Source organism: Paenibacillus sp. FSL K6-1566 (assembly GCF_038050475.1).
GTDB classification, from domain to species: Bacteria; Bacillota; Bacilli; order Paenibacillales; family Paenibacillaceae; genus Paenibacillus_AQ; species Paenibacillus_AQ lactis.
In genome coordinates this window covers 3,692,750-3,717,826 of the sequence record NZ_JBBOSR010000001.1, presented here as the reverse complement: position 1 = coordinate 3,717,826, position 25,077 = coordinate 3,692,750, and the positions used below count along the sequence as shown (strand labels likewise).

23 protein-coding genes are annotated in these 25,077 nt (G+C 50.1%); 17 read left to right on the top strand and 6 right to left on the bottom strand.

What is annotated here, in order from left to right; genetic code table 11:
• Positions 1–110 precede the first annotated feature (110 nt).
• The 6 genes from NST08_RS16295 (at position 111) to NST08_RS16270 (ending at position 5,675) form a co-directional block, all read left to right on the top strand.
• A complete protein-coding gene (locus NST08_RS16295; RefSeq protein ID WP_007131366.1) occupies positions 111–1,166 on the top strand; it encodes a GntR family transcriptional regulator in 1,056 nt (351 codons plus the stop codon).
• 189 nt (positions 1,167–1,355) lie between these two features.
• Positions 1,356–1,913 (top strand): GNAT family N-acetyltransferase, encoded by a 558-nt coding sequence (locus tag NST08_RS16290; RefSeq protein ID WP_341341988.1) that lies wholly within the window; start codon positions 1,356–1,358, stop codon positions 1,911–1,913.
• Between the two features lie 79 nt (positions 1,914–1,992).
• Positions 1,993–2,505, top strand: a complete 513-nt coding sequence (locus tag NST08_RS16285; RefSeq protein WP_007131368.1) for an NUDIX hydrolase — start codon at positions 1,993–1,995, stop codon at positions 2,503–2,505.
• A 15-nt stretch (positions 2,506–2,520) separates the two neighbouring features.
• Complete coding sequence (locus NST08_RS16280) at positions 2,521–2,706, top strand: hypothetical protein (RefSeq protein ID WP_007131369.1); 186 nt, start codon at positions 2,521–2,523, stop codon at positions 2,704–2,706.
• Between the two features lie 14 nt (positions 2,707–2,720).
• The gene (locus NST08_RS16275) at positions 2,721–4,535 is read left to right on the top strand and encodes a DUF3658 domain-containing protein (protein WP_251534924.1); all 1,815 of its coding nucleotides are present in this window, start codon (positions 2,721–2,723) and stop codon (positions 4,533–4,535) included.
• A gap of 66 nt (positions 4,536–4,601) precedes the next feature.
• The gene (locus tag NST08_RS16270) at positions 4,602–5,675 is read left to right on the top strand and encodes an acyl-CoA dehydrogenase (RefSeq protein ID WP_007131371.1); all 1,074 of its coding nucleotides are present in this window, start codon (positions 4,602–4,604) and stop codon (positions 5,673–5,675) included.
• Positions 5,676–5,795: 120 nt separating this feature from the next.
• On the opposite strand, the gene NST08_RS16265 is transcribed toward NST08_RS16270, so the two are convergent.
• The 3 genes from NST08_RS16265 to NST08_RS16255 are packed head-to-tail and all read right to left on the bottom strand — an operon-like array spanning position 5,796 to position 9,513.
• Entirely contained in the window at positions 5,796–6,881 is a 1,086-nt protein-coding gene (locus tag NST08_RS16265; protein ID WP_007131372.1) for a Ger(x)C family spore germination protein, read from the bottom strand.
• A 31-nt stretch (positions 6,882–6,912) separates the two neighbouring features.
• The gene (locus tag NST08_RS16260; RefSeq protein ID WP_007131373.1) at positions 6,913–7,992 is read right to left on the bottom strand and encodes a GerAB/ArcD/ProY family transporter; all 1,080 of its coding nucleotides are present in this window, start codon (positions 7,990–7,992) and stop codon (positions 6,913–6,915) included.
• Between the two features lie 3 nt (positions 7,993–7,995).
• On the bottom strand, positions 7,996–9,513 hold the full coding sequence (locus NST08_RS16255) for a spore germination protein (RefSeq protein WP_007131374.1): 1,518 nt from the start codon (positions 9,511–9,513) through the stop codon (positions 7,996–7,998).
• Between the two features lie 170 nt (positions 9,514–9,683).
• Here NST08_RS16255 and NST08_RS16250 point away from each other — a divergent pair, with 170 nt between their 5' ends.
• The 3 genes from NST08_RS16250 to NST08_RS16240 all read left to right on the top strand — a co-directional run bounded on the left by NST08_RS16250 (position 9,684) and on the right by NST08_RS16240 (position 13,282).
• The gene (locus tag NST08_RS16250) at positions 9,684–10,460 is read left to right on the top strand and encodes a DUF3889 domain-containing protein (RefSeq protein ID WP_007131375.1); all 777 of its coding nucleotides are present in this window, start codon (positions 9,684–9,686) and stop codon (positions 10,458–10,460) included.
• Between the two features lie 182 nt (positions 10,461–10,642).
• Positions 10,643–12,208, top strand: coding sequence for an ATP-binding protein (locus NST08_RS16245; RefSeq protein ID WP_251534916.1), 1,566 nt, complete (start codon positions 10,643–10,645; stop codon positions 12,206–12,208).
• Positions 12,209–12,349: 141 nt separating this feature from the next.
• On the top strand, positions 12,350–13,282 hold the full coding sequence (locus tag NST08_RS16240; protein ID WP_251534914.1) for a VanW family protein: 933 nt from the start codon (positions 12,350–12,352) through the stop codon (positions 13,280–13,282).
• Here the strand turns inward: NST08_RS16240 and NST08_RS16235 are convergent.
• From NST08_RS16235 to NST08_RS16225, 3 genes are all read right to left on the bottom strand, one after another.
• Complete coding sequence (locus tag NST08_RS16235) at positions 13,279–14,139, bottom strand: cytochrome c oxidase assembly protein (RefSeq protein ID WP_251534912.1); 861 nt, start codon at positions 14,137–14,139, stop codon at positions 13,279–13,281. The genes NST08_RS16240 and NST08_RS16235 overlap by 4 nt on opposite strands.
• Positions 14,136–14,636 carry a DUF2243 domain-containing protein gene (locus tag NST08_RS16230; RefSeq protein WP_251534910.1) on the bottom strand — a complete coding sequence of 167 codons (501 nt, stop codon included), beginning with the start codon at positions 14,634–14,636 and terminating at the stop codon, positions 14,136–14,138. Before NST08_RS16230 ends, NST08_RS16235 begins: the two co-directional genes overlap by 4 nt.
• Positions 14,637–14,794: 158 nt before the next feature.
• The gene (locus NST08_RS16225) at positions 14,795–15,769 is read right to left on the bottom strand and encodes a quinone oxidoreductase family protein (protein ID WP_341341987.1); all 975 of its coding nucleotides are present in this window, start codon (positions 15,767–15,769) and stop codon (positions 14,795–14,797) included.
• 353 nt (positions 15,770–16,122) lie between these two features.
• Between NST08_RS16225 and NST08_RS16220 the strand changes: the two genes are divergently transcribed.
• From NST08_RS16220 to NST08_RS16185, 8 genes are all read left to right on the top strand, one after another.
• On the top strand, positions 16,123–17,565 hold the full coding sequence (locus tag NST08_RS16220; RefSeq protein ID WP_251534905.1) for a cache domain-containing protein: 1,443 nt from the start codon (positions 16,123–16,125) through the stop codon (positions 17,563–17,565).
• Complete coding sequence (locus tag NST08_RS16215; protein WP_251534903.1) at positions 17,502–18,449, top strand: helix-turn-helix domain-containing protein; 948 nt, start codon at positions 17,502–17,504, stop codon at positions 18,447–18,449. The genes NST08_RS16220 and NST08_RS16215 overlap by 64 nt, the downstream gene beginning before the upstream one ends.
• A gap of 137 nt (positions 18,450–18,586) precedes the next feature.
• A complete protein-coding gene (locus NST08_RS16210) occupies positions 18,587–19,498 on the top strand; it encodes an ABC transporter permease (RefSeq protein WP_251534901.1) in 912 nt (303 codons plus the stop codon).
• Between the two features lie 14 nt (positions 19,499–19,512).
• Positions 19,513–20,409 carry a carbohydrate ABC transporter permease gene (locus NST08_RS16205; RefSeq protein WP_040739661.1) on the top strand — a complete coding sequence of 299 codons (897 nt, stop codon included), beginning with the start codon at positions 19,513–19,515 and terminating at the stop codon, positions 20,407–20,409.
• Between the two features lie 32 nt (positions 20,410–20,441).
• Positions 20,442–22,112: an ABC transporter substrate-binding protein gene (locus NST08_RS16200; RefSeq protein ID WP_251534899.1), complete on the top strand. Its 1,671-nt coding sequence runs from the start codon at positions 20,442–20,444 to the stop codon at positions 22,110–22,112.
• A 10-nt stretch (positions 22,113–22,122) separates the two neighbouring features.
• Positions 22,123–23,007 carry a sugar phosphate isomerase/epimerase family protein gene (locus NST08_RS16195; protein ID WP_251534897.1) on the top strand — a complete coding sequence of 295 codons (885 nt, stop codon included), beginning with the start codon at positions 22,123–22,125 and terminating at the stop codon, positions 23,005–23,007.
• 344 nt (positions 23,008–23,351) lie between these two features.
• A complete protein-coding gene (locus NST08_RS16190; protein WP_251534895.1) occupies positions 23,352–23,834 on the top strand; it encodes an RrF2 family transcriptional regulator in 483 nt (160 codons plus the stop codon).
• A gap of 23 nt (positions 23,835–23,857) precedes the next feature.
• Positions 23,858–24,853, top strand: coding sequence for an MsnO8 family LLM class oxidoreductase (locus NST08_RS16185; protein WP_251534893.1), 996 nt, complete (start codon positions 23,858–23,860; stop codon positions 24,851–24,853).
• The last annotated feature ends 224 nt before the right edge of the window (positions 24,854–25,077 follow it).

Genomic DNA, 25,077 nt, shown 5'->3' with positions numbered 1-25,077 from the left:
CAATTTAGAAAGCGCTCTCTAAATTGGATTGTATCGCAGTTGATATAAATTAAGATATACTAAATATATATTATTTTCAGTCGGGTTCGATGTAAAAAGCGAGGTATGATATGGAGCATCCGCTATATAAACAAATTCAAAACGACATCCGCCGCCGCATTCGAAGCGGTGAGCTTCAGGCAGGCGCTCTGGTGCCCTCGGAGAAGGAGCTTGCTCAGCAATACGGCGTAAGCCAAATCACATCCAAAAACGCACTTAACGGATTGGTGGAGGAAGGTTTGATCGTACGATTTCGGGGAAAAGGAACCTTCGTGCGGGAGGATGGTTCTCCGGAAGTACGGGAGCATCCGCCGGTTACGAAACGGACGATCGCGATTATTTTGCCGACGATGAAAACCAAGATCGACCAGCAGCTGCTCGACGGGCTGGAGCGATACTGTGCGGGCAGAGGCTATGACCTGTTGTTCCGCATTACGCGCGAGTCGCCGGAGGAAGAGTCCCGAACGATTGAGCAGTTCAGGGAACGGGGAGTTGACGGATTTATTATTTTTCCCGTGGAGCAGGAAAGCTACAATACCGCAATTTTACGCTTGTCCCTTGACCAGGTTCCATTGGTGCTTGTCGACCGCTTCCTGAAAGAGATCAAGACCTACAGCGTGAGCTCCGACAATTATGGCGGCGTCCGCGAAGCCGTATCCGGATTGCTTGCGGCAGGACACACGCGCATCGCCTACCTGTCTCCTGAAATTACGAATTCGGTTACTGACGAAAGAGCCAAAGGATTTGAGGCTGCCTTCATGGAGCAGGGCTTGCCCATAGACAAGACGCTGTGGTGCATGCTGGACCTGGGTACGATCGGAGAAGGGCGCGGCCAACGGGAAATCGAGCGTTTTCTGCGAGCTCGGCGCGATGTCACGGCGGTCTTTGCGGTTAACGCGGAACTGGCACGCTATGCCTCAAACGCGATTCGGGAAAATGGGCTGGGAACGGGGAGTTCACCCCAGCTGGCTGCCTTTGATGATCCGGATCTCGAAGGCGTTCCTTATGTCCATCAACAATTGGATGACGTATGCCGTATCGCCGTCGACTTGCTGTCGGAACAGCTAAGCGGGACTTTTGAGCCGAGGCGCGAAGTGGTACCCGTCCGTTGGATTTGGCCGCAATGATTCCTTTGACTTGAGGGAAAAACCTTCGCACAATGCGATTTCAAGAAGCGTCTGCGCCTGATATGGTGCAGGCTTCTTTTTTAAATGGGGGCAGGGTGAAGGGAATATGAACATGGTACAATGGCTGTAACGTAAATGTCTATACATAAGGTGAAAGATAGATCCGGTAATCGGGGCAAGGGGGATGACATGCAGCTTGAGACGAAACGATTGATCATTCGGGAGTTTACGATGGCGGATATGGAGGATGTGCATCGCTATGCATCCGATCCCGCGGTCACCGAGCACACGATGTGGCGGCCAAATACAGAAGAAGACACGCTGCAATACCTCCACATGGTTATTCAATACAGCGAACAGACACCGAGGAACAACTACGAGCTGGCGATCACATTGAAAGATGGAGGGGTTCTTATCGGAGGATGCGGCATTTATCGCATGGACACCAATGCCGAGATGGGATATTGCTTAAACCGGGATCATTGGCGGCAGGGTTATGCTTCGGAAGCGGCCGAAGCGATATGCCGTTTCGGCTTCGAGACGCTCGGGGTCCATCGGATCTATGCTACCTGCTGGCCAGGAAACGCAGGCTCGGCAGGCGTTCTCCGCCGCATCGGCATGACGCAGGAGGGCCATTTGCGCCAGCATCTGTGGTTCAAGGGACGGTTTCACGATTCGTATCTTTTCTCGATTTTGAGAGATGAACTCGATAGGTCCAATACGGAAGTGCGAAGCGATGAGCGGTGAAGTGTGCAGCGGGGCAAATTAATGAGCAGTGAAGCGGGATAGAGAGGTAAACGTTGAGTGGTAGGTGAGGAGAGAGACGATGTCAAAGTCGAAGGATCTCGTGGCAAGTCAAAACGGCGTTTCCGTCTATGTGGACGGTCACGGGAAAGTATATTTCACGAAGGATCACCCTGAATCGGTCGTCGTGCTGGCCAAGCAGGAGGATGAGTTCCTGCTGATTAAACAGCAGCGGAAACCGGTGAATGATCTGGTCATCCAGCTGCCAGGCGGCGGGGTTCTTCAAGGAGAGAACCTGGAAGCCGCTGCGAGACGGGAGCTGCTTGAGGAGACCGGATACGAATGCGGAGGTCTTCATTACTTGGGACGGATGTATCCTGCTTCATGGCGGTGCAACGAGGTAGCGCATGTCTACTATACGGAAGAGATTCTGGTTCGAGGTGAAGCCCGGCCGGAAGATTACGAGAACATTGATGTGATCCGGATTCCGGTTCAGGAGTGTCTGCACCGCATTCAGAAGAACGAGATCCAGGATTCGGAGCTGGTATTTGCCGTTTTGCAATGCTTGCTCCGTGGGATTATCCATCTTCATTGATGGGGTGGAAAGGTAATGGAGTTCATCGGGATCGGATTCTTGTTAGTCGGTGTCATCGCTCTAGTTCTTGCTGTTCGTTATGCCATCGATACCTCCAAGATGATCACACGCATGGATGCAATGCTTCACGAGATGAGGCTGCTTCGTAAAGATATTCGGGAGCTCAAAGATAACAAGCACATTGTGGATAAGAAAGTATGAGGGAGATGCCTGAAATGGAGGCGGAAAAAATCCATATTCTTCGAAAGGCCGAAGAACTTGCCCGATCGGTGCATGAGAACGATGCAAGCGGTCATGATTGGTGGCATGTCAAACGAGTGAGCCGTCTTGCGCGGATGCTGGCGGTATTCGAAGGTGCGAATGCCTATTTATGCGAACTGGCTGCACTTCTCCATGACGTAGCCGACGAGAAATTGAACGACTCAAAAGAGACAGCCATCGGAAGGTTGGAGGCATGGATGGCGCAGGCCGGTGTAGATCGGGATGACAGGGCTCATATTCTCTCGATCATCGCTAACATGTCTTATGCCGGAGGAACGGGTGCCGGGATGACCACATTGGAGGGGAAAATCGTTCAGGATGCTGATCGCCTGGACGCTCTCGGCGCCATTGGCATTGCACGAACCTTTGCTTATTCCGGGTGGAAGGGTCAGAAAATATATGACCCTTCCATAATGCCCCGTGATCATATGACTCGAGACGAATACCGGAAGGGCGAAAGTACCGCAATCAATCATTTTGACGAGAAGCTGCTGAAGCTGAAGGATCTGATGAATACGGATGCTGCTCGGCTATTGGCCGAGGGAAGGCATCAAGGCATGCAGTATTTTAAGAAGGCGTTCGACAACGAATGGGAGCTCGGAAATGAAGCTTATCTGAGGGAGTCGCCCCTCTACAGAGGAAAAGTCTCATGTGTTCATGTAGCATTTGATACGTCCACTGCCGGCTCGTTAAGGATCAGTCTTCGTTCACGGCCCGACGAGCTTGTCATCGTCCTGGACGGCAATTTGATGGTAGGACCTTTGCCGGACGCTGAGCGCCTTTATGAATCCTTCGCGGAACGGATTCGGTGGTATGAAGAGCGATACAATGGATTAACGGCGGACGAGTGGAAGCTGATCCAGCTTGAGGCTGCTATCCGATGGGAGGTCTGGCCCGAGCAGTTAACCGCAGTGCCATGCTTCATTTGGGCCGGGGATTCTGCGAAAGAATTGCTTGGTCTCCGGCGATTGCTTTCACATCTTCCCGGTCATCCCGAGCTTTACCACGTGAATGCGACGAAAGTGCTGCATCAACGGAACCCGGATATCCGATATAAAAATACGGGCGAGATAACGCCCTGCGAACTTCAAAAGGTCCTGGATCTGCCTGATGGAATCATGAGGTTATCCGTGGAAGATCAGGAACGTTATCGTCAGGATTGGTTTCGTCTACTGGGCGAAAACGGCACGCTTCGCATTCTCCAGAACGGGGAGCTTATTACGGTTCCAGAGTCTTATTATGATGAAAAGATATTGAAGGCCGTTTACCGCGTGGAGGCCCGATTCGGGCATTTTAGGAAATCCTCGCGAGTTGTAGGTGAAGTGATCGGATCGGCAGAGATTGATACCGGCGATTCGTTTATCGAGTACCGGGTACGCCATCTGATTAATGAGGGTGCCTTGGTTTATGAAGGCAGCCTTGACGCGATGCGCAATTACAGCGTATCGCTGGTTGATTCCGGCCATTCCGATCAGCAATCGGAAAGCCATCATCGTCTTGCCGGGATCGTTAAGCTGAGAACGCTGCTAGGCGAATTGGCCGAAATTAATCTTCGAGAGCGAAGTATAATCGAGCAGCTTAAGGGGATCAATTGGAGGGATCTGGATCTCGGTCTGCCGAATATGCCGGCCGATTATGCCGACAAGGGGATGCCCGCCTTGCTTCAACAACTGATCCTTACCCAGCAGCCGCATGACCGGAATCGGGTTGAGCTTATAGAGAAACTAGTGCAAGCGATGCAGGCAATGATGGAAAGTGAAGAGAAATAGATCATTAGCAAGTTGTAGTCAACGATCAGGAATCGATTAAGGAATCGAAATAACGGAGGAATCATCATGCTTTATACTCAACAATTGATCGACTCAGTAAGACAGTTTTCCCTTGAGATGGACAAGTTCAGGCGTATCCCGAAGGAAGTGCTGGATTTCATATACGATGAGCGGCTGTTCCATCTCTTCGTACCCGATGAGCTCGAGGGAAGAATGACGGCGCTGCCGGAGGCAGCTCGCCTGTTCCAGGCGTGTTCTCGGATCGACGGCAACCTGGGCTGGATGGTAACCATTGGTGCAGGGGGCGGTTTTTTCGCGGCGCTGCTGGAACAAGACGTCAGCAGGGAGATATTCGCAAGGCGTGATGCGGTGATCGCGGGAAGCGGGATGCCGACCGGAACGGCGAGGCGGGTTGAAGGCGGGTATCGGGTCAGCGGAAGGTGGAAGTATTGCAGCGGCTCGACCTATGCGACCACCTTCACGGCCAATGCCGTCATCGACTCCGGGAATGAATCTGCCAAAGCAAGTGAATTACCATCAGGAGCAGAAGCTCAAGAGATTCGTGCTTTTGCATTCCGGCCAGAGCAAATCCGCATCCTACCGGATTGGAACGCCTTCGGTCTTCGTGCGACGGCAAGCCACACGATGATCGCCGAGGACGTCTTCGTCCCGGATAACCGAACTTTCCTGTTCGATGAGATGAAGAGTTATGAACATGAGGCCATCTACCGTTATCCGTTCCTGCCATTCGCGCAGGTTTCCTTCGCCGCGGTTGCGATCGGAATCGCCGAGCATTTCCTTGCTGCCGCTGAAGCTCTGGCTGAAGCGAAAGGAAGCGAAGCTTATGTGATGGACAAGCTGAAAGAGCATTCCGGCTTCCTTCGAGACGGTGAAGTCAACTTTTATGAAACGGTTGAGACTTCTTGGCGCGAGCTGCTTCAGCAAGGAAAGCTATCGGTTGAGACCGAAGCTGCAGTAACCACCGCCAGCATCGGCGCAGCCAACACCGCGAGAACCTGCGGTCAAACGTTGTTTCCTCTGCTTGGTTTAACAGCGGCAATGGAAGATAGCGAAGTTAACCGGTGCTGGAGGGATCTTCAAACCGCATGCTCTCATTCACTGCTGCGAAGCTATGCTTAATATAAGATGAAGGATTGAACGGGAACGTATAAGAATATCGATTATAGATGACAACCCTGAGCTGCCAGCTCAGGGTTGGATTGATTTCAAGAACCAAGACCCCTGTCCTGGGCCATCCGTTTATCGAAACTTGCCGTAATCCTTGATCTTCACATGGATGGAGCTTTCCACCTGAAGCTTCGGAATTTCCTCCCGCCATTTCATCTTCTGCCACTGCTTGAAGCCAACTCGATTCCGGACATACCTGCCGATCCCCAGATTATCTAGTTTGTTCTCTTTCATAAGACCTATGATCGCATCTGCCCGTTTGTGGATGTATTGACTGACTCTATGCTCGAGCAGCTTCCGTTCCCGCTCATCACTAAGCCTCAGATCACCAAGGTACTCTAGCACGGAGCCGGTTATATTCACTTCGATTTTGATTTTCTTTGCTCCGTCGGTTCCTTGGGATACTTTGATTTTTCTCGAGCTGGTGATCGAGCTGAACATGACGATCTCCTTGGATTCCCCGGGAGCTGTCAGGTCGATGCTGATTTCACCTTCCCTGAACTTGCCTTTCAAAAAGGCAAACACCAACGAATCCTTCGGCTCGATCCTCGCGACGTGCTTGTCATCCCTGAATAGAGCGATGCCGTTGGTTGTCACATAGCTGCTGTCCTGCCTACGGATCAACGGCGCGATCGGGTCAACGCCTTCATCGAAGTAATCCCGTTGGAAGTTAAAGAGCGTAACCTTCGGTATCGTCTGTCCCTGGGATTCCTTCTCAAGCAGCATATCGATATATCTTCCGGTTCTTGGATGCTGTGCATAGTTGTCCCGCAGCAGCTCGCCCGCATTGCCATCTACGACGCTAATCTTGATTTGGGAAGAGATGGAGGGATCCCGAATCAACGCATCCAGATGACCCTTGAGCCCGCTGCGGGCCAGTGACTCTCCAAAAAGAACGTTTCGGATCTGGCCGCTTACGAGGAGCATGCCAGTCTTTCTCGACATCATCATTTTCGCTTCTTTGCTGCTGTTGGCTGAAGCTGACAACACTTCCCGTTGCGACGTGGTTTCGGGGTCGGCTTGAGGGATCGAAACGGAAATATCCAGCTGACCGCTCGGCAGCAGATCATAGCTAACCGTTTGGATAAGCCCCAGGTCCTCTAATACTCGCTGATCGCCGCAGGCGTTTAAAGGTAGCATGATTAACAGAAGAAGCATGACGCAAAGCTTTTTTTTTGAGCTTCAAGGCTTACACCGCCTTTTTACGCCGCTGCACGAGCAGCAGAATGATTAACAGCAACGGCAAGACATACGCGAACCCCATCTGAATATAGCCGAGGATCATAATCCAATCTCGGATCGTATCCAGTACCTTCGGGATAAAGGAGAGCATGAACGCAACGAGCGTAATGCAGAAATAGTGAACGTTGATTTTGATCCTCGGAAAAACACGGCGGGTGCTTTCTCCGGCGGCCCAGAAGTACATAACCAGCGTGATGACCGTCGTGAACAGAAAGAATCCGTAGAAGAGGTTCTCGATTCGTTCAATGAAAGGAAGCTTGATATAAGCCAGCAGATCCAATAAAGGAAACAGCATTTGCTTCAGCAGCTCATGCCCGATGACCCCGAATGAAACAAAGCTCATAATGACATAGGACGCAGTGCGGATGAGATGGCCATAGAGGGCCGCTTTCATCAATTTGGTCTTTTTGTCGGCATAGGGAAACAGGAGCATACACAGCTCATAGCCGAGATAAGCGAGGTAGATTTGGAAGAAGCCCTCGACCATATTTCCTCCATCTTGGAATACATATGGGGTCAGCCGTTCGAGCTTAAATTCCCCGACATAATACAGCATCAGCAGGTTCAACCATATCGTGGACCAAAAGAATACCGTAGATGCTTTCGAGATGTTGTACAGCCCTTTCGTTAACAGCAAAAAAGCGAGAACGTCAATAAAGAACTTAAACACCATCGGATTGGTCGTCGGAAACGCGAACATCTGAAAAATCAGCACGTACTGCTTGGCAACGAGGCAGCCGATAAGCGACCACACTAAAGAGATCGCTAGATAGAAGGGAACGAGAATAAACTTCGGAATGCTTTGTTCCAAAATATCAAAGATGGATCTGCCTTCACCAAGCCGATAGACGATGGAGATCAAATAGATGTTCAGGCAGACCAGGATGGAGATCGGTATGACGCTGAGCCAGCCGTTGGTCCCGAAAAATTGAGCTTCGTTCTGAGCGATGCTGAATACATACACCCCAGTCTGAATCATATAGATCAGGATCATCGTATGGAACTGTGACAATTTTTCTCTCAACATGCGTCACCTTCTCATTTTTAATTTGATCTTATTCTTGGATCTCGCCTGCGACGGGCGTCTGCCAAGCATGCTAAAGGGCGCTCTCAAAAAGACGTCCCTCCAGTCGTAGGGCTCGAAGGGAGCAACCGGCGACAAATAGGACGTTCCGATGCTCGTTAATCCGCTGAGATGGATTACGATCCAAGCCATGCCAATCGCCAATCCCAGGTTTCCCCACAATCCGGCTAAAATGATTAACAGAAACCGGAGGAGCCGGAAGGAGGCGCTCATCACGTAATTGGGGATAACGAAGGAAGCTATTGCGGACGAAGCGACTGCAATAATGAGAATGTTGCTGGTCAGACCGGCTTGCACGGCGGCCTGTCCGATAACGATACCGCCTACGATGCCGATGGTCTGGCCGATCTTAGTCGGCAGTCTTGCCCCGGCTTCCCTTAATAACTCAATTGTCGTTTCCATTAATAAAGCTTCGAAGATCGGCGGAAACGGCACTTTGCTTCTGGACTCGGTCAAGGTGAGGATTAAATTCTCCGGGATCATTTCGTAGTGGAACGAAGTGACCGAAACATAGAGCGCCGTCAATACAAGCGTTATGATAAGTGCCTGAAACCGGAGAAGCAGCGTGGCCGTTCCGATGCTCCAGCGTTGATAATAATCATCGGAGGAGGAGAAGAATTCGAAGAAGCTGGACGGTGCGCTGAAAGCGGTCGGGCTTCCGTCCATCAGGCATACAACGCGTCCCGAAACGAGCTTGGATGCGATGGTGTCCGGACGCTCCGTGGTAAGGAACTGCGAGAACACCGAACGGGGGTGGTCGTCGATGCACTGGATCAGCATGTTGGTATCATGAATCGCGTCAATTTCGACATCCTGGATGCGCTCGATCACATCCTTGACATATTTGGGATTAGCGATGTCTTTAATATAGAGAACATAGACATCGGATTTGGTGACTTCGCCGACGGCCAGCTGGATCACCTTTAAATGGGAGCTCTGGACTCTCTTGCGAATCAAAGACAAGTTGGTGTAAGCCTGCTCGGTAAATGCTTCGTGAGGGCCGATGATTACCGTTTCCGTCTCCGATTCCGCAACGGTTCGGGAGGCTGGGAAGATAACATCGAGCAAGAAGGCTTTTTGATCATAGATAATGGCAGCCATGCCGGATAAGATTCCTTCCACGCACTGCTTCGATACAGTCACAAGCTTGTATATCGACTGCGTCTCAAGGAGCTGCAGCGGATTCTCCGATTGAACCAGCAGCGGCAAGAAATCTCGCTCCAAGCGGTCTTCATTCACCATGTGGCTGAAGTACAATACATGCATCCGTTCCTCATGGTAAACGTTATGGACGAAATCCGCCGATTCGTCGAACTGATCAAGGATATGACTAAGGGTAACAGGCGGCTGCTCCTCTTCAGCTTGAAGCTTACTTGGCGAATCTAAATCTTTCTCCGAATCAATGTCCGATGTCAGAGGATCCTCAATGAATATCGAATTCAGCATTCCCTTCCATTTCCCCATTGGATCTTTCGCCTCCGCATCTTTTATACACATTCTGTTCACAGTTTGCGTACCCGGACCGTTTTTTATCCAAGAGAGACCATGATCTTGTATAAGATGCTGTTTGACGGGAATGTTAGGCACATGCGGATGCTTTAGGGATCCTATTTGTCATGGAGGGGAGAGCAGAAATGCTAGATCGAGTGATATTGGCCGGAATGCTGCTGCTCAGTTTAGAGCCGGGTGGCGGGACGGACTCAGAAGACCTGCAGCAATTTCAGTACCAGATGCTGGAATCGGGAGCACATAGTATCGTGGATGCGGTGAATTCTTGCCAGGAGCATTTTGGAGCAGGCCGAATCCCGCTGCCGATCGAGCTGCCTCCGGTTGAATTCACGCACTTGTTTGGCCAATGTATGGATACCGGCAGCGTGGAACCGCATCTTGATATCCAATACATTCATTCGTCGAAGCCGGAGAACGAGTACCATTTGGAGGTTTATCCTGCAGGTCACGGTCCGAAGCTTGCGTATTTGCCTTTCACTGAGGTTCCAATTGATGAAGATACGCTGGGGCGTTACTATCAAGGCCCTGATCGTTCCCTTCAACTACTGACATACACAAAAGGGAAATGGCAGTATCTTTTGAGCAGCTCATATCGGCCTGAGTCGAAGATTGAAGAAAAGCATTTAACCTCGATAGCGAAATCGCATATTCGTTACGTAAAGCGAACGGATCCCGCATATGCCCAGTGGGGAGCCGTTGCCATCAAGGAAACCGGCAAGAAATACGGAATGGATGTGGTGGATTATCTTTATATGGGGCGTAAAACCTTATCCCGTGACTTGGCTGAAGAGAAATTCAAGCTGTGGCTTCGAAAAGGGAATCGGGAATTCGGGGTGTATGTAACCGTTCGGTATCATCCTGCAACAAGGCAGCTGGTTTCTATAGTTTATGAAGAGGCTTGAAGTCTTGAATCAACGCAGTCATTCGGCTGCGTTTTTTCGTGCAAGGGGAAATAAGGCCCTTTTTTTTGCTGTTCAGATGTGATTTATTGTTGTACCATATTTGGTGATAGTTTCCTTCGGATCGTCGTGCTTCTTTATCCACATTTATTTGTCAAGTACATCGTGTTTTAGGAGTGATCGTCGTGCCGCTTATTGTTGTTCTTAAGCTCCTATTTATTCCTATCATCACTCTATTGATTATCCTGTCTTCCGTTCTGATGGACCTCTCGGATCGGATTGGATGGATGGTCACGATGGCGGTTCTTCTATACGGCTCGGTTATATTCGATCGAAAATTGAAATGGCTCCGATTCATGCAGCCCTTGTTTCTCGGCGCCTTTCACCTAGCAACCCAATTGAACTGGTGTATTCTGCTGTATTACATCCTGATGATTAATTTGATCCATAAGAAGAAGCATTTCAAGGAAATGATCCCGATTTGCCTTTTGATGCTTATTCAATATTCCGCGATTCGCTTGTCCTATATGCCTTTTACCCAATATAACCTGCTCGTCTCCATCTTTGACGGGCTTGCGTTGTTTGTGATCGTCATATCCTTCCATTTGGTTAACTCACTGGAGTCCGAGAAGAAACAGCTGCATATGCATAACGATTATCTGATCTTCCATGACCCCCTTACCGGCCTCTTGAATTATGACGGCTATTTGCACAAGGTTCAGCATACCATTGAGGCGAAGAAGCCCTTCCAGCTCGTCCTTCTTGACATCAACAATTTTCAATCGTTGAATGCCCAGGATATCGCAACCGCGAATGAAATTCTAATTAGCCTCTCCCGAGCGATTCGCACCCTGTTTGCCGGGAACATGCTCGCAGCTTCTCGTTACGCGGGTGACCGCTTCGCGATTCTGCTGCCAGAACATGTCCAAATTGACAGAAGTCTGTTTAAATTTGATCACATCGGAATCAAGGTAACCTATAGCATCACATGCTACCCTCACGAAGCGAAGACATTTCAAGAATTGGTGAGCAAGGCGGAGGAACGCGTTTTTCAAATGCGGCGAAACTCCTGGTTAAGAAGCCAAGAGGAGCTGCTTCGAACCGAGAAGATGAAGACGGTCGGGGAACTTGCTGCCGGCATGGCTCACGAAATTCGGAATCCGCTAACCTCCATTAAGGGATTCATTCAGCTGTCCAAAACGCAGAATTATAATATACAGCCTTGGTATGAAGTGATTATGGGCGAGATTACAAGAGTGGGGGAATTGACGGCGGAGTTCCTGCATTTTTCCAAGCCCCATGCAAGTAATATCAAGGTTGAATCGATGACCGATTGCCTGACACGCGTATTCTCCTTATGTGAATCGGAGGCGGTTTCACACGGCCATGTGTTGACGATGGATCTGCCGGATCAAGCCATCCTAATTCGGATGGACCGCGACAAAATCATTCAAGTTCTGATCAATCTGATCCGAAATTCCTTTCAAGCCATGGATCAGGCAGGCGTGGTGAAGCTCTCGATGCTCACAGCAGGCGGTAAGGCGATCATCGAGGTGGAGGACACGGGGAAGGGCATCGCAGAGGAAGACCTCCCCAAAATCTTCGATCCATTCTATACGACCAAGGAGGAGGGTACGGGTTTGGGGTTGTCGCTCTGTCAAAAAATCGTGGAGGATCATGGGGGAAAGATCATGGTGCATAGTCAGCTGAATGTCGGAACGGTGTTCACCCTCACATTCCCAATACCTTAAAGGAGATCTTTGGAACTTCCGGTATCTGAATGAATTGGCAGCATTGCATTCATAATACATAGGTGAAGAAAGATTAACGGATGCATGCCAAGGAGATGCAGGAAGGATGAGGAACTTGATAAGAAGCGCGTGGGATGAATCTTGAAATGGATATCGATTGCTGCGATTTTGCTGCTGCTGCAGAGCGGCCAGGATACAGGTCAATTGACGATTACGAATGACGGGAATGTGATATCGACTGTCAATCGGGAAGAGCACGCTCTAGACGTGTTTCCGCTGATGGACATGGAGAAGTACGAGGCGTGGGTCGAACAAGTAGACCAGAAAATCTATCATGAGGCACAGAACGCGAGGATCGGCAGCAACGGACAAATTATCCCGGGACAGAACGGCTACAGGCTTCACCGTGGAAAATTGCTGGAGCAGTATCAGGCATATCGTTATGGCACTGGGCCTGCGACAATCGAAGCGCCCAGACTTCCGATTTACCCCAAGGTGGACAGCGAAGTTCTGGCCTCCATCCGCGTCAAGCCGATCGGGTATTATGTGACTTATTATAATTCCCGCAATAGGAACCGTACCCATAATATCAATCTCGCGTCCAAAGCGATTGACAGCTTCGTCGTCTTTCCAGGCGAAGTCTTCTCGTTCAACAAGGTTGTCGGGATCAGGACGCCGAGCCGGGGCTATTTGCCTGCACCGGTTATCGTTCGGGGAGAATTATCGGAAGGGGTGGGCGGAGGAATATGCCAGGTGTCCTCTACCTTGTTTAATGCGATCGATCGGGCCGGTCTAAAAATCGTAAAGCGTTATTCTCACAGCCGCAACGTGCCTTATGTGCCTCCCGGGCGGGATGCAACGGTGAGCTGGGGAGGCCCGGACTTTGTGTTCGAGAACGCGTACAACGAGCCCATCCTGATCCGCGCCTTTTCCGGCGGAGGAAAGATGACCGTGTCGGTTTATTCTTCCGAGTTCATTGAATATAAGCCAAGGGAGGTTCCGAGCATGTCGAGGCGTTTACCGGAAGAAACGAAGGATGAACCCCATGATCACGATCCGGTAAGCCGGGATTAAGAGATGCCGGAACGATGGAGGACCTTCTTGGAACGTGGGGATGGAGAAACGGACTTGAACCAGTGGGCGCATAATGCGAACATCAGGACAAGCTCGACGGCTCCACCCCCATAATACATAAGCATGCCGCCCTGCTCAGCCGCTTCACGGGGCACCCCGACCGGCGGATAGGCATAGATGGCTTTCGACAGGATTGAGTGGCCAGCAGCTGCGAGTATTAAAGTAATCGCCCTGTTCCGGAAGCTATGGCGCCGTGAAGTCAGATCGATATAGAGGATGGAAATCGTGAACAGATACCCCGCTGCGAACAAATGGAAATGGAAGATCGCGTACAACAGCCGGTATTGATGCGTCAGTTGAAAAAGATCTGTCATATAAAGAAGCCACATACCGCCTATATTCCATATTGCTGCAACCCAAGGGTGGACGATCATATGCACCGCTTTGCTTCTGAGCAAGCGTGATAACTTTCGTGCAGACGGAACCGGCAATGCGCGAAGCAGGAGCGTTACAGGTTTTGCATACGCAATCAATATGGGGGCCAGCATGCCGAGCAACAGATGAACCAGCATATGGTTTTGGAAAGATTGATGAGAGTTCCGGGCGAGTGGACCCGCGACCGAGAGCATGACACATAAAATGCCGGCGGTCCAGCTTAAATACCGATGCAGCGGCCATGACCGGTGATGGCGATGGGTAGTGAGAGCGGCAGCAACATATACACCGATGCATAACAAGAGAAGAAGAAGCCCCGCCCAATCTCCTCCAAAGCTGAAACTATACGCATCCGAATGTGCTCCATGTTCATGATGATCGCTAAATGCTCCCGTATCGCTGTAAAGATAATGGACCATCATGATTCAGCTCCTTCCTTATATGTGCGGGCATGACGCGTGCGGAAAATTAGAACCAGACCGGCCACGATCATCAACGCAGCTATCACATTCCACACCCAGTCATAAGGGCGGATATCGACGTTATAGCGAATCTGATGCAGACGCATCAGCTTATGCTGGATGATGCCGTCGTAGAGCTGGAATACGCCGCCGCCAAGCAGAATACCTCCCAGCCATTTTATTAGCCAAAAGGCGTGCCGCCGATGAAGATCGGCCAGCATAAAGGAAGAGGCAATGGTCGAAAACCAGCTGAACGCATGGAATAAACCATCCGATACGAGACCGATATCCTTGGTCGATTTGTCATAAAAATGATGCCAGTGCAGCAGCTGGTGAAATACAACCTCGTCGATAAAAGCGACCAGCCCCAGTCCAAACAGGATTCCTGTCCACAAATTGCGCGAAGCGTATTTTTCGCGTTCCTTCCGATGATCACTAGCAGATTCGTTTGGTTTCATTCTCGTTTTCCCTCATTCGCAATTGGTATGCTCGGTAGATTTAGAGATTAGGTGACCACATCTACTCCAAGTTTAACCCGATTGTGAATCGGTTAATCCACGAAAAACCGAATCAGGCATCACCCGTCGAGTTCTTGAAGGTTTCTAATCCTGGTTCGTTAGGGGTTCACTTTTAGACAAATTTTCCCGACATAATGTTTTTGTAGGGCAGCATGTGCCTTATTGGCGTCCTCTAGTTCAAAAATATGATCGATATGAACGGTTAACTTATACTGTGAGATATATCGATGAAGACGGGCAATAATCTCGGGATCGGGTTCCCCGTTGTATCCAGCAGCTCTGATTCCAGCGGGTATCCGTAATTCAGGGCGTATCCCGTGAGGGTATACGAGTCGTCCGCCTTTACGGAGACAGTTGACGGCAGCATTAGCCGCATCTCCCCCCGCGGTAAACATAGCTGCATCGAATCCAGACGGCGCAAATTTCCTTGCCATCGAAGAGATATCCATATCTTTGCCGTTTACAATAGCATCGCAGCCAAGTTTCTTGAGCACGGCAACTCCGTCTTCACCCGAAGCAACCGCGAATACACGGACTCCCATAGCCTTCGCCAACTGCACGGCGATATGTCCAACCCCGCCGCTGGCGCCGAAGATGAGAATAGACTCCCCGTCTCGAAGTTGCAATACATCCTCCAGCCCGCGCAATGCGGTAATTCCGACTCCGGAAATAACTGCCGCTTCCTGCATGGTTAATTCATCCGGAATTCGGGACACATACTTAGCATTGACGGCTGCATATTCCGCATAGAAGCCGCCATTAGGATTCAGAAAGGCAGGTGCATATACCTGATCTCCCAAGTCAACATTAGTCACCTTCTCCCCACGTGCAATCACGATTCCTGAACCTTCGGAACCGAGAATATAAGGGAATTCTGATTCCAGGTTCAGCATTTCTGCATATCCGCCTTGTCGTTCGAAGGCATCCCACTCTCCAAGACCGGCATAAGCAACTCCAATCAATACATCTTCAGGACCGATCGTGGGCACATCAACCTCCTGATGGATCAGTTCATCTGGCCCGCCAAACCGATGAAGCACTGCAGCCCTCATTGTATTCAAATGTTTATTCATGACTACCCCTCCAATAAATGAGTTCTCCCTTGCAAAAACTAACTTATCATAATAACACGTCAATAATTGACATGTTATTATGCGAAAGAGGAATCGTTCTAACAGCCGGTTAATGAATTTACTTTTTTAGGAATTTAGATAGACTAGGGATAAAGTTAACATAATGTATGTTATGTAAATTATATTACGAGTCCGAGCAAGCTCGCTTTCATTCTTGCCGAAGCCAATTGCTCAACACCGAACCCATTTGCGCATCAGCCAGGCAGGGTTAAGTCACGGTCTTTTGGTCTACTGACTCGGCGCTTTTCCTTTGCTATATTGATGATATCTTTAAAGGAAAGGGGAGCATCGTGATGAGAAACGTTTCCGGAGATCATGCAGCGCTGCTGTTTCGCTTCTTTATTCCGTATGCATTGATTCTGCTAGGGTCTTTATGGGCCTTGTGGTTCGCATATGGCAAAACCTCGGCCGTGGTCGAGAACGAATCGGTCAAAAGCACTTTGGCAGCACTGAACCAAATCCAGGAAGCGTTTGACGGACGTCTCGCCGAGATCGAGACGATTGCAAGGCAGTTGTCAAGCGAATCAAAAATTCAGTCGTTTCAATTTGTGAACGAGCCGTTTGGCGGAACCCGTCCATATCAGCTGTGGGATTTAGAGAAAAGCTTGTTCAATTACCGGCTGGTGAACCATTTTATCGTGGATTATTACGTTGCTTACAAGAACAGCGGCATGATCCTCTCTCCGCGAAAGGTATACGCTGACAAGCAATACTACAACCTGCAGCTGCATTATGAGGGGATGAAGTATGAGGATTGGAGACATCAATTGTTCGGCGAATACCATTATAAGACGTACTTGCCGGAGAGGAGCATCATGTATGAACGAAAAACGTATTCCGTGGTCACCTACATGCAGTCTTTTGGATTGAAGGGTGGTGGTGGAGTTATCGCCGTGATGCTTGACAACAAGCAGATTCAAAATATGCTGCGAAAGCTCACGCCAGGACAAGGCGGATTCGCGTATATTGCGGACCCGAACGGGAATATCATCAGCTCAATCGGGCTGGATCAAAGGCCGGAAATATTGAAAGCGCTTCCCTTGGATGAGGGGGATGCCCACATTCGGCTGACGGGTCAGGAAATGTTAGTCACCAGAGCCGTCTCCCCACTCAGTGGCTGGAGTTTTGTATCGGCGCAGCCTAAGCAGCTCGTGTTAGAGAAGGTTTACGAAATCAAACGGGTGACGATGGCCGTATTCTTGTCAGCGTTGCTGCTTGGGCTCGCGTTGGCCGTTTATTTCGCTGACCGGAGCAGCAGGCCGATTCTGCGTATATTGCGCCTCTTACCGAAACCTCCCTCAGATTCCAAGAGGTCTTCGTCCAAACATTCCGTTGAATTTATCGGCTACACGGTGTCGGCGCTAATCGAGAACCATGATTCTCTGAAGAAAAGGCTTGCTGAGCAGATTCCGCTTTTGCGCAGCGTGTTCATGGACAGGCTTTTGAAGGGAGGCTATCCATCGCACAGGGAAATCGATGCGGCAATGGAGCATTCCCAGCTTAATCTTCGCGGATCTCAATACGCGGTTGCAATGATACGAATCCGAGGTTATGAAGGTCCGTTTGTGAAAGACATGCTTAAGGAGCTTGACATTATAAAAATAAGCTGCAGGACTGCCTACATGCGTTGTACGGAGAAACGATTTTGTCGCATGACCTTGGGGAGAACCGTTTGGCTTTGGTATTTGCCGGTTCGGCCGGGGATGCCGCCAGTTCCGGCTTTGAGCCATCCTTAAGATCATGGATTCAGGAAGTATATGAGCGACTGATCGAAATAGCGGACACGGGATTATGTATTGCGGTGGGAGGGAGTCGATCCCAAGTGACGGAGCTCTACCGATCGTTCGGAGAAGCACAATTTGTCCTCCACCATGCTGAGTGGAACCGTCATCGTCCCATTCAATTTTACGCTGATATGGAGCCCGCGACGTTCACCTATTACTATCCTGCCGATGAGGAGCTTCGATTGATTCAGCTAGTAAAGTCCGGCAATCTGAACGAGACCCGGCAGCTTCTGGAACAGATCAAGGAGAAGAACGGAAGGGAGGGTCCGCTGCCGCTTGCAGTGGAACGGCTTCTGGCCCATGAGCTATGCGGAACCCTGATGAAATGCTGTCCGCACCAGCGACCGGATCATGGCCGATCGGAAGCGATGGGGGCAGTCCACCAAGCCCTGGACCCTCATTCATCGCCCTCACAGGCCATGAATGCCGTATGCCGTGCGATCATTCAATTATGCATGGATTATGAGGAGAGCAAGAAAAGTCGAAATGATCGATTAACCAAACTATTGCTTGATTATATCGAGGAGCACTTTCGGGAACTCGATTTGAGTTTATCGGTGCTGGCCCGTGAAGCACAAACCTCGGAAGCATATGCTTCTTATTTTTTCAAGGAACAAACGGGCTGGAACTTCTCGGATTATGTGGAACACCTCCGGATGAATGAAGCGAAGCAGCAATTGTCTCATACGGATCGGCCGGTTAGCGATATTGCAGCTGCTGTAGGATATCTCTCCTTAAATACGTTCAGCAGGGCGTTCAAGCGAGCGAATGGAATCAGCGCAACGGAGTATAGGCGAATCTCCCGCGGAGGCTCAGCCGCTGATCTAAAGAAATGAAGATTCCTTGAATCGTGCAAAAAGGCAATTCTAAAAGGATGCATAACGCCTGAAAGATGAAGATTTACCGACCACTCGCATCTGTATATACTCCAATCACGGACCGGGACGAAATCTGATATGGATGGGAGTGATTGGTGCTGACTGGTTGGAAAAGGCTGCTTCGAAGCTGGCAGCTCTACGCGCTGTTTTTGCCGCCGCTGTTGTACATCATCATTTTTAAGTACGTACCGATGTATGGGGCTCAAATTGCTTTTAAAGAATTTAGCGTCACGAAGGGGATTAGCGGAAGTCCATGGGCAGGTTTCGATCAATTCGAGCGTTTCTTCCGTTCCCATGAATTTTGGCGGCTGCTGAGGAACACATTCTCCATTAGCTTGTATACCCTCATCGCCAGTTTTCCGTTTCCGATCTTGCTTGCGCTCGGCTTGAATTATGTGAAGAACCGCCGGTTCAAGAATACGGTTCAGATGGTTACATATGCTCCTTACTTCATCTCACTGGTCGTTCTTGTCGGCTTGATGCTGCAATTTTTGGATCCTAGGACCGGGCTGATCAATTCGATATTAGGCTGGTTCGGATTGGGGCCGTACCATTTCATGGCGGAAGCCTCATGGTTCCAGTCGATCTATGTCTGGTCGCATATTTGGCAGAACGTCGGCTTTTCCTGCATTATTTTTTTGGCTGCGCTTTCAAGCATCGATCCGGCGCTCCATGAAGCTGCCGTCATGGATGGGGCTACGAAGGTCCAGCGTATGCGGCATATCGATATACCGGGAATCATGCCCATTGCCGTCATTTTGCTTATTTTGAATACCGGGCAGCTGCTGGAAACCGGCTTTGAAAAAATACTGCTGATGCAGAACGCGCTGAATTTGCGCTCCTCTGAAGTCATTGATACGTACGTGTACAAGGTCGGTCTGGTATCTCAGGCGATGAATTTCTCCTATGCCACCGCGATCGGTTTGTTCAAGGCGGTGATCGGTTTCGTCCTGCTGCTCCTCGTCAATCAATTGGCCAAGAAGCTGAAGCAGGAGAGTTTATGGTGAAAGGAGACGAAGGCATGCGTAAATCGGCTATGAGGGAATCCGGTTCGGATCGTGTGTTTACGGTCGTTAACTATGTCCTGTTGTCCGTATTTCTAATCATGGTGCTGTATCCGCTAATTTATGTGGTCAGCGCTTCGTTCAGTTCCAGCAGCGCGGTGATTTCCGGGAAGGTATGGCTGTGGCCGGTGGAGCCAACCCTCGAAGGCTACCGGGCCGTATTTAAAAATGCCATGGTTGCAAAGGGCTTTATGAATACCCTGCTGTATACGGTGGCAGGAACGGCCATCAATCTGGTTTTATCCGTTATGGCGGCATATCCCTTGTCCCGTAAGGATTTTCGAGGCCGGGGCGTATTCATGCTCCTCTTTGTATTCACCATGCTGTTTAATGGCGGGCTCATCCCAACGTATCTGCTGGTCAAAGATCTAGGGATGATGGATACCGTCTGGTCCATGCTGATCCCCGGGGCGCTATCCGTCTGGAATGTCATTATTATGCGAACGTATTTCCAGACTACGATCCCGAATGAGCTGCTGGAGGCGTCACAGCTGGACGGCTGCTCGGATATAAGGTTCCTGCGGAGTGTCGTTATGCCCTTATCGGGGCCGATTTTGGCCGTCATCGCATTGTTCTATGCCGTTGGTCATTGGAATCAATACTTCAATGCCATGATCTATTTAAAAAGCTCCGATTTATATCCGCTTCAGCTGGTGCTTCGCGATATTCTCGTTCAAAACGAGATCAACATCGAAATGCTTGGCGACGCCAAGACCGCTGCGGCCAGACAAGGACTTCGGGAGCTTCTTAAATATTCCCTGATCGTGGTTACGTCCGTTCCATTGTTAATTGTGTATCCGTTCGTTCAGAAATTTTTCGTTAAAGGGGTTATGATCGGTTCTTTAAAAGGGTAGTTTATCCCAACTATTGTGGAGGTAGGTCATTTATGAGCAAACGAGCAAGGGTTATCATGAGCGCTTTCGCCGCATTATGCATCCTTCTTGCAGGATGTGCCGGCTCACCGAATCCCAAGGGAGCTGATCCGGATCAGGAGCGCGCAGCCGAGCAGATCGAATTGACTGAGCCCGGCACCTATCCATTGGTCAAAGAGAAAACAACGCTCAAGGTTATGGTGCGGGGAAATCCGCTTGTTGAAAATTTCGAAACGAATGAATTTACGAAATGGTACGAAGAGAAGACCAATGTGCATATTGAATGGGAAATCGTCCCCGAGCAAAGCATGCAGGAAAAGCTGAATTTGGTGCTCGCCAGCGAGGATTATCCGGACGTGATCCTGGGGCTTAACATATCGCCCGCGCAGCAAATGATATACGGGTCCCAAGGGGCATTCCTGCCGCTCAATGATCTCATCGAGAAACAGGGAACCCAGACGAAAAAAATGTTCGAGGACAACCCGAACATCAAGTCGATCATTACTGCGCTGGACGGAAATATCTATGCCCTTCCGGAAGTGAATGAGTGCTATCATTGCTCGATGAGTCAGAAGCTCTGGATCTATGAGCCGTGGCTTAAAAAGTTGAATCTCGACATGCCGGAAACGACGGAGGAATTCTACGAAGTGTTGAAAGCGTTTAAAGAACAGGATCCGAACGGAAACGGCATGGCCGATGAGATTCCGTTATCGATATCGCCGAAATCATGGAGCTCCTCCATCGATGCGTTCCTGCTTAACGCATTCGTGTACAATCCGGTTTTTAGTTCCAATTATAAGCATATATTCGTAAAGGACGGCAAGCTCGACGTCGCCTACAACAAGCCGGAATGGAGGGAAGGTCTCCGATTTATGAACAGGCTGTATGCCGAAGGGCTGCTCGCGCCGGAGTCGTTTACGCAAGATGACAACCAGTTGATTCAGATCGGCGAGAATCCCGATACGGTCATACTTGGAGCGTCGACGGGAGGTCATCAGGGCGTATTCACCCAGCTTCTTGGCGAAAGCGGACGATGGAAGGAATACAAGACCGTTCCTCCATTAAAAGGTCCTGGGGGTGTTCGCTATGCTGCTTTTGATTCAACCGGCTTGAATCCGGGAGCGTTTGTCATTACAAAAAAGGCAAAGCATCCCGAGCTGGCTTTACGCTGGGCCGACGGGTTGTACGAGCGGGAGCATACGCTGCGCAGCGTCTATGGACGGCCGGATCAGGAATGGCGTGAAGCGAAGGAAGGCGAAATCGGCATCAACGGGGAGCCCGCCGATTGGTCAGAGCTGAAGTCGTACGGGACCGTGCAAAACGTAGCGTGGATCCAGACCGGCCCGAGCCTCCGCACGAACGAGTTTCGATTGAGCGCGGTAGCCAAGGGCGAGGATGATCTGGAGGTCATTCTTTACAATGAAACCAAAAATAATTACGAGCCGCATAAACCGACAGACGTGAGCACGGTACCTCCATTATTCTTGAGTAATGAACAGGCATCCGAGGCAGCGGACCTGTCCAAGACGATTAACGATTATGTGGACGAGATGATGGCGCGCTTCATTATCGGGGATGCAAGCCTCGATAAAGACTGGGATGTCTACGTGCAGCAGCTGGAGGCGATGAATGTGTCCCGGCTGTTGGAGATTTACCAACAGGCATTTGACGGAAGAACCAAATAGGAGGGTTAGCATGAGGGTTGGAGTCAGCACGTACAGTTTGCTCCCGGCCATCCGTTCGGGTGAGATGACGATACTGGATGTTATCGATTGGATCACCGACAACGGCGGGGAGCATATGGAGATTGTTCCATACGGTTTTACGCTGGAGGACAATGAGGAGCTAACGGATGCGGTACGTAAGCGGGCTGAAGCGGCCGGGATCCAATTGTCGAACTATTCCATGCCGGCAAACTTTGTCCACGAGTCGAAAGAGGCGTTCGATGCGGAAGTGGAGCGGATCAAACGCCATGTAGATACGGTGCATCGGCTGGGCATAAAGCACATGCGGCATGATGTGACGGCTTTCACGCTGCCGCCGGAGAAGACGGGGATCGATTATGTCGAGGATAATTTAGAGCAAATCGTGAATGGATGCCGCCAGATCGCGGATTACGCTGCCCGATACGGGATTACGACGACGATCGAAAATCACGGCGTAAGCGTCCAAGCAAGCGACCGCGTTCAGCGCGTGCTCAAGGCAGTGGACCGGCCGAACTTCAAAACGACCTTGGATATCGGCAACTTTCTGTGTGTCGATGAACAGCCGCTCGTCGGCGTGAAACGCAATTTGCCATACGCTTCGCTTATTCATGTTAAAGATTTTTATTACCGTCCATATGACCAGGATCCAGGAGGAGGCCGGTGGTTTCGGACGTCCCACGGCAATTATTTGCGAGGCGCGATCTTCGGTCAAGGGGACCTGGATGTCCGCCGCATTCTTCGGCTGATCAAGGAATCCGGATATGACGGATTCATTACACTTGAATTTGAAGGGATGGAGGACTGCAGGGAGGGAACTCGTTTAGGTCTGGAAAATTTAAAAAGATTATGGGATGAAATCGAACCGCATGCTTGACGGCATCAGATACTTAATCTCATGAACTTCCAGCGCTTCAGCTAAATCATTATGACCAGTTCAACGGGCCAGTCGGGAGATATCCCCGGCTGGCCCATTTGCATGTACTCATGAATGAGCCTGCTCTATTCTAACATCGAGCGATTCCTCTATAGCTTATTCAATCGCCGATCATGTGCAGTAATCTCATACCCCCTTCTTGGGAAGGGGATAAGATCCCTTATTCATTTACAAATGATTGAAAATGAGATACCATATATAACATGGATATATATTATCCGAGTTAGTCGTGAATTACGAATGGAAGATAGACATACTGAATTCAGCCAAGCGAGGTGATGTTCATGCATATGAAGACCGGCGTGGAACAATCGGTGTATGCGCTTCTACTGCTTAATATGCTGCCTGACAAGGCTGTGCTCCCTGGTGAAGCGATCAGCCAGCAGCTCGGTGTATCAGCAACGTATTTTCAGAAGCTGCTAAGAAAGCTGGTGACTGCCGACATTGTAACGTCCGTTCCAGGCATTAAAGGCGGCTTCAAATTAAAGAAGAAAGCCGAAGATATTCGGGTGTACGATGTATACTTGGCGGTGGAAGGTCAGCAATCGTTATATTCCTCCCATGGCATCCTGGTGGATATGCTCGACTTGGAGAAAGAAGAAAGCTGTTGTTTGCTTTCCGATCTGATGGAAGAAGCCGAATCCTCGTGGAAGGCTGTCCTGAAGCGGGAGACGATTGCTTCTTTGGCGGAGGAGATGTGCAGCGAACGCTTTAAGGATAAAGTGTCCGCCTTGGAACAATGGATTCAGGACAAGATGGTTATATGATCGTGAAGAAGGGAAGGAATCCTATGAAATTAGGCGTACTGGACCAGGCACCTGTCACAAGCGGGAATACAGCGGCAGGAGCGCTGAAGAAAGCCGAGGAGCTTGCTATTCTTGCGGATGAGCTCGGTTATAGCCGGATGTGGATGGCGGAGCACCATGGCGGGCACGCCTTCGCCAGTTCTGCACCAGAGGTGACGGCTGCTCGCTTGGCTGCCAAAACGGATCGGATCCGCATCGGCACCGGCGGCGTGATGATGATGCATTATTCGCCACTAAAGCTGGCAGAAGTGTTCAAGACATTAAGCGCATTTTCCCCCGGGCGAATCGATTTCGGGGTGGGGCGCGCACCCGGTGGCGACACCAGTGCCATGTACGCTTTATCGGAAGGCCGCCAGCTGATGCTGCATAATATGTACGACAAGCTGGAGATCACCATGCAATTGATGAATGATGAGGTGCCGGAGAATGAACTGTATGCCAAAAATGCAGCCGCGCCTACAGAGGTTGCCCTGCCCGAGGTTTGGCTTCTGGGCTCCAGCGGCAACAGCGCACTAAAAGCTGCAGAGATGGGTGTCGGGTACTCCTTCGCTCAGTTTTTTAACGGAGCCATGAGTCGGGAGATTCTTGACCAGTACCGGAATCATTATCGGCCTTCTGTCTTCATGGAGAAGCCATTAATCAGTGTGTCCTATATGGTCACTACAGCGGAGACCACAGAGGAAGCCGAATACGAAGCGCTTCCGCAGGATATTTTCCGGCTGATGATGAGCAAGGGACGGATTGTCCCGTTGATGACGCCCGAGGAGGCGCACCAGATGCCGCTGACCGAAATCGACCGCATGGCCATTCAAGAAGGACGGAAGATTCATTTGGTTGGCGCGGTGAAGGATATCGCAGCACGATTGCAGGAAGAGCAGGAACACTACGGATTTCACGAAGCGATGATTTGCAGCATCCCACATTCGCAGGAGAAACGGCTGGAGGTATACCGCTTGCTTGCTCGTGAGCTTCTGTCCTAGGGGAAAGCATGGTTCACGGAAGAAAGCTCTGATGCTCTGTTTCGTGCTGGAGCCGGTGGAACTTCATGACTTGCTGCTTTACAGGAATGAACATAGGTGCATGTGGATCGACTCCATATCGTTACATTCGGACAGGCTTCTGCCTGTCTTTTTATGTGGCTTGGATTAATATCGCCCCCAATGTGTCGAAAAAACGTGCTAGAATAGTAAAAATCTAGTATTCG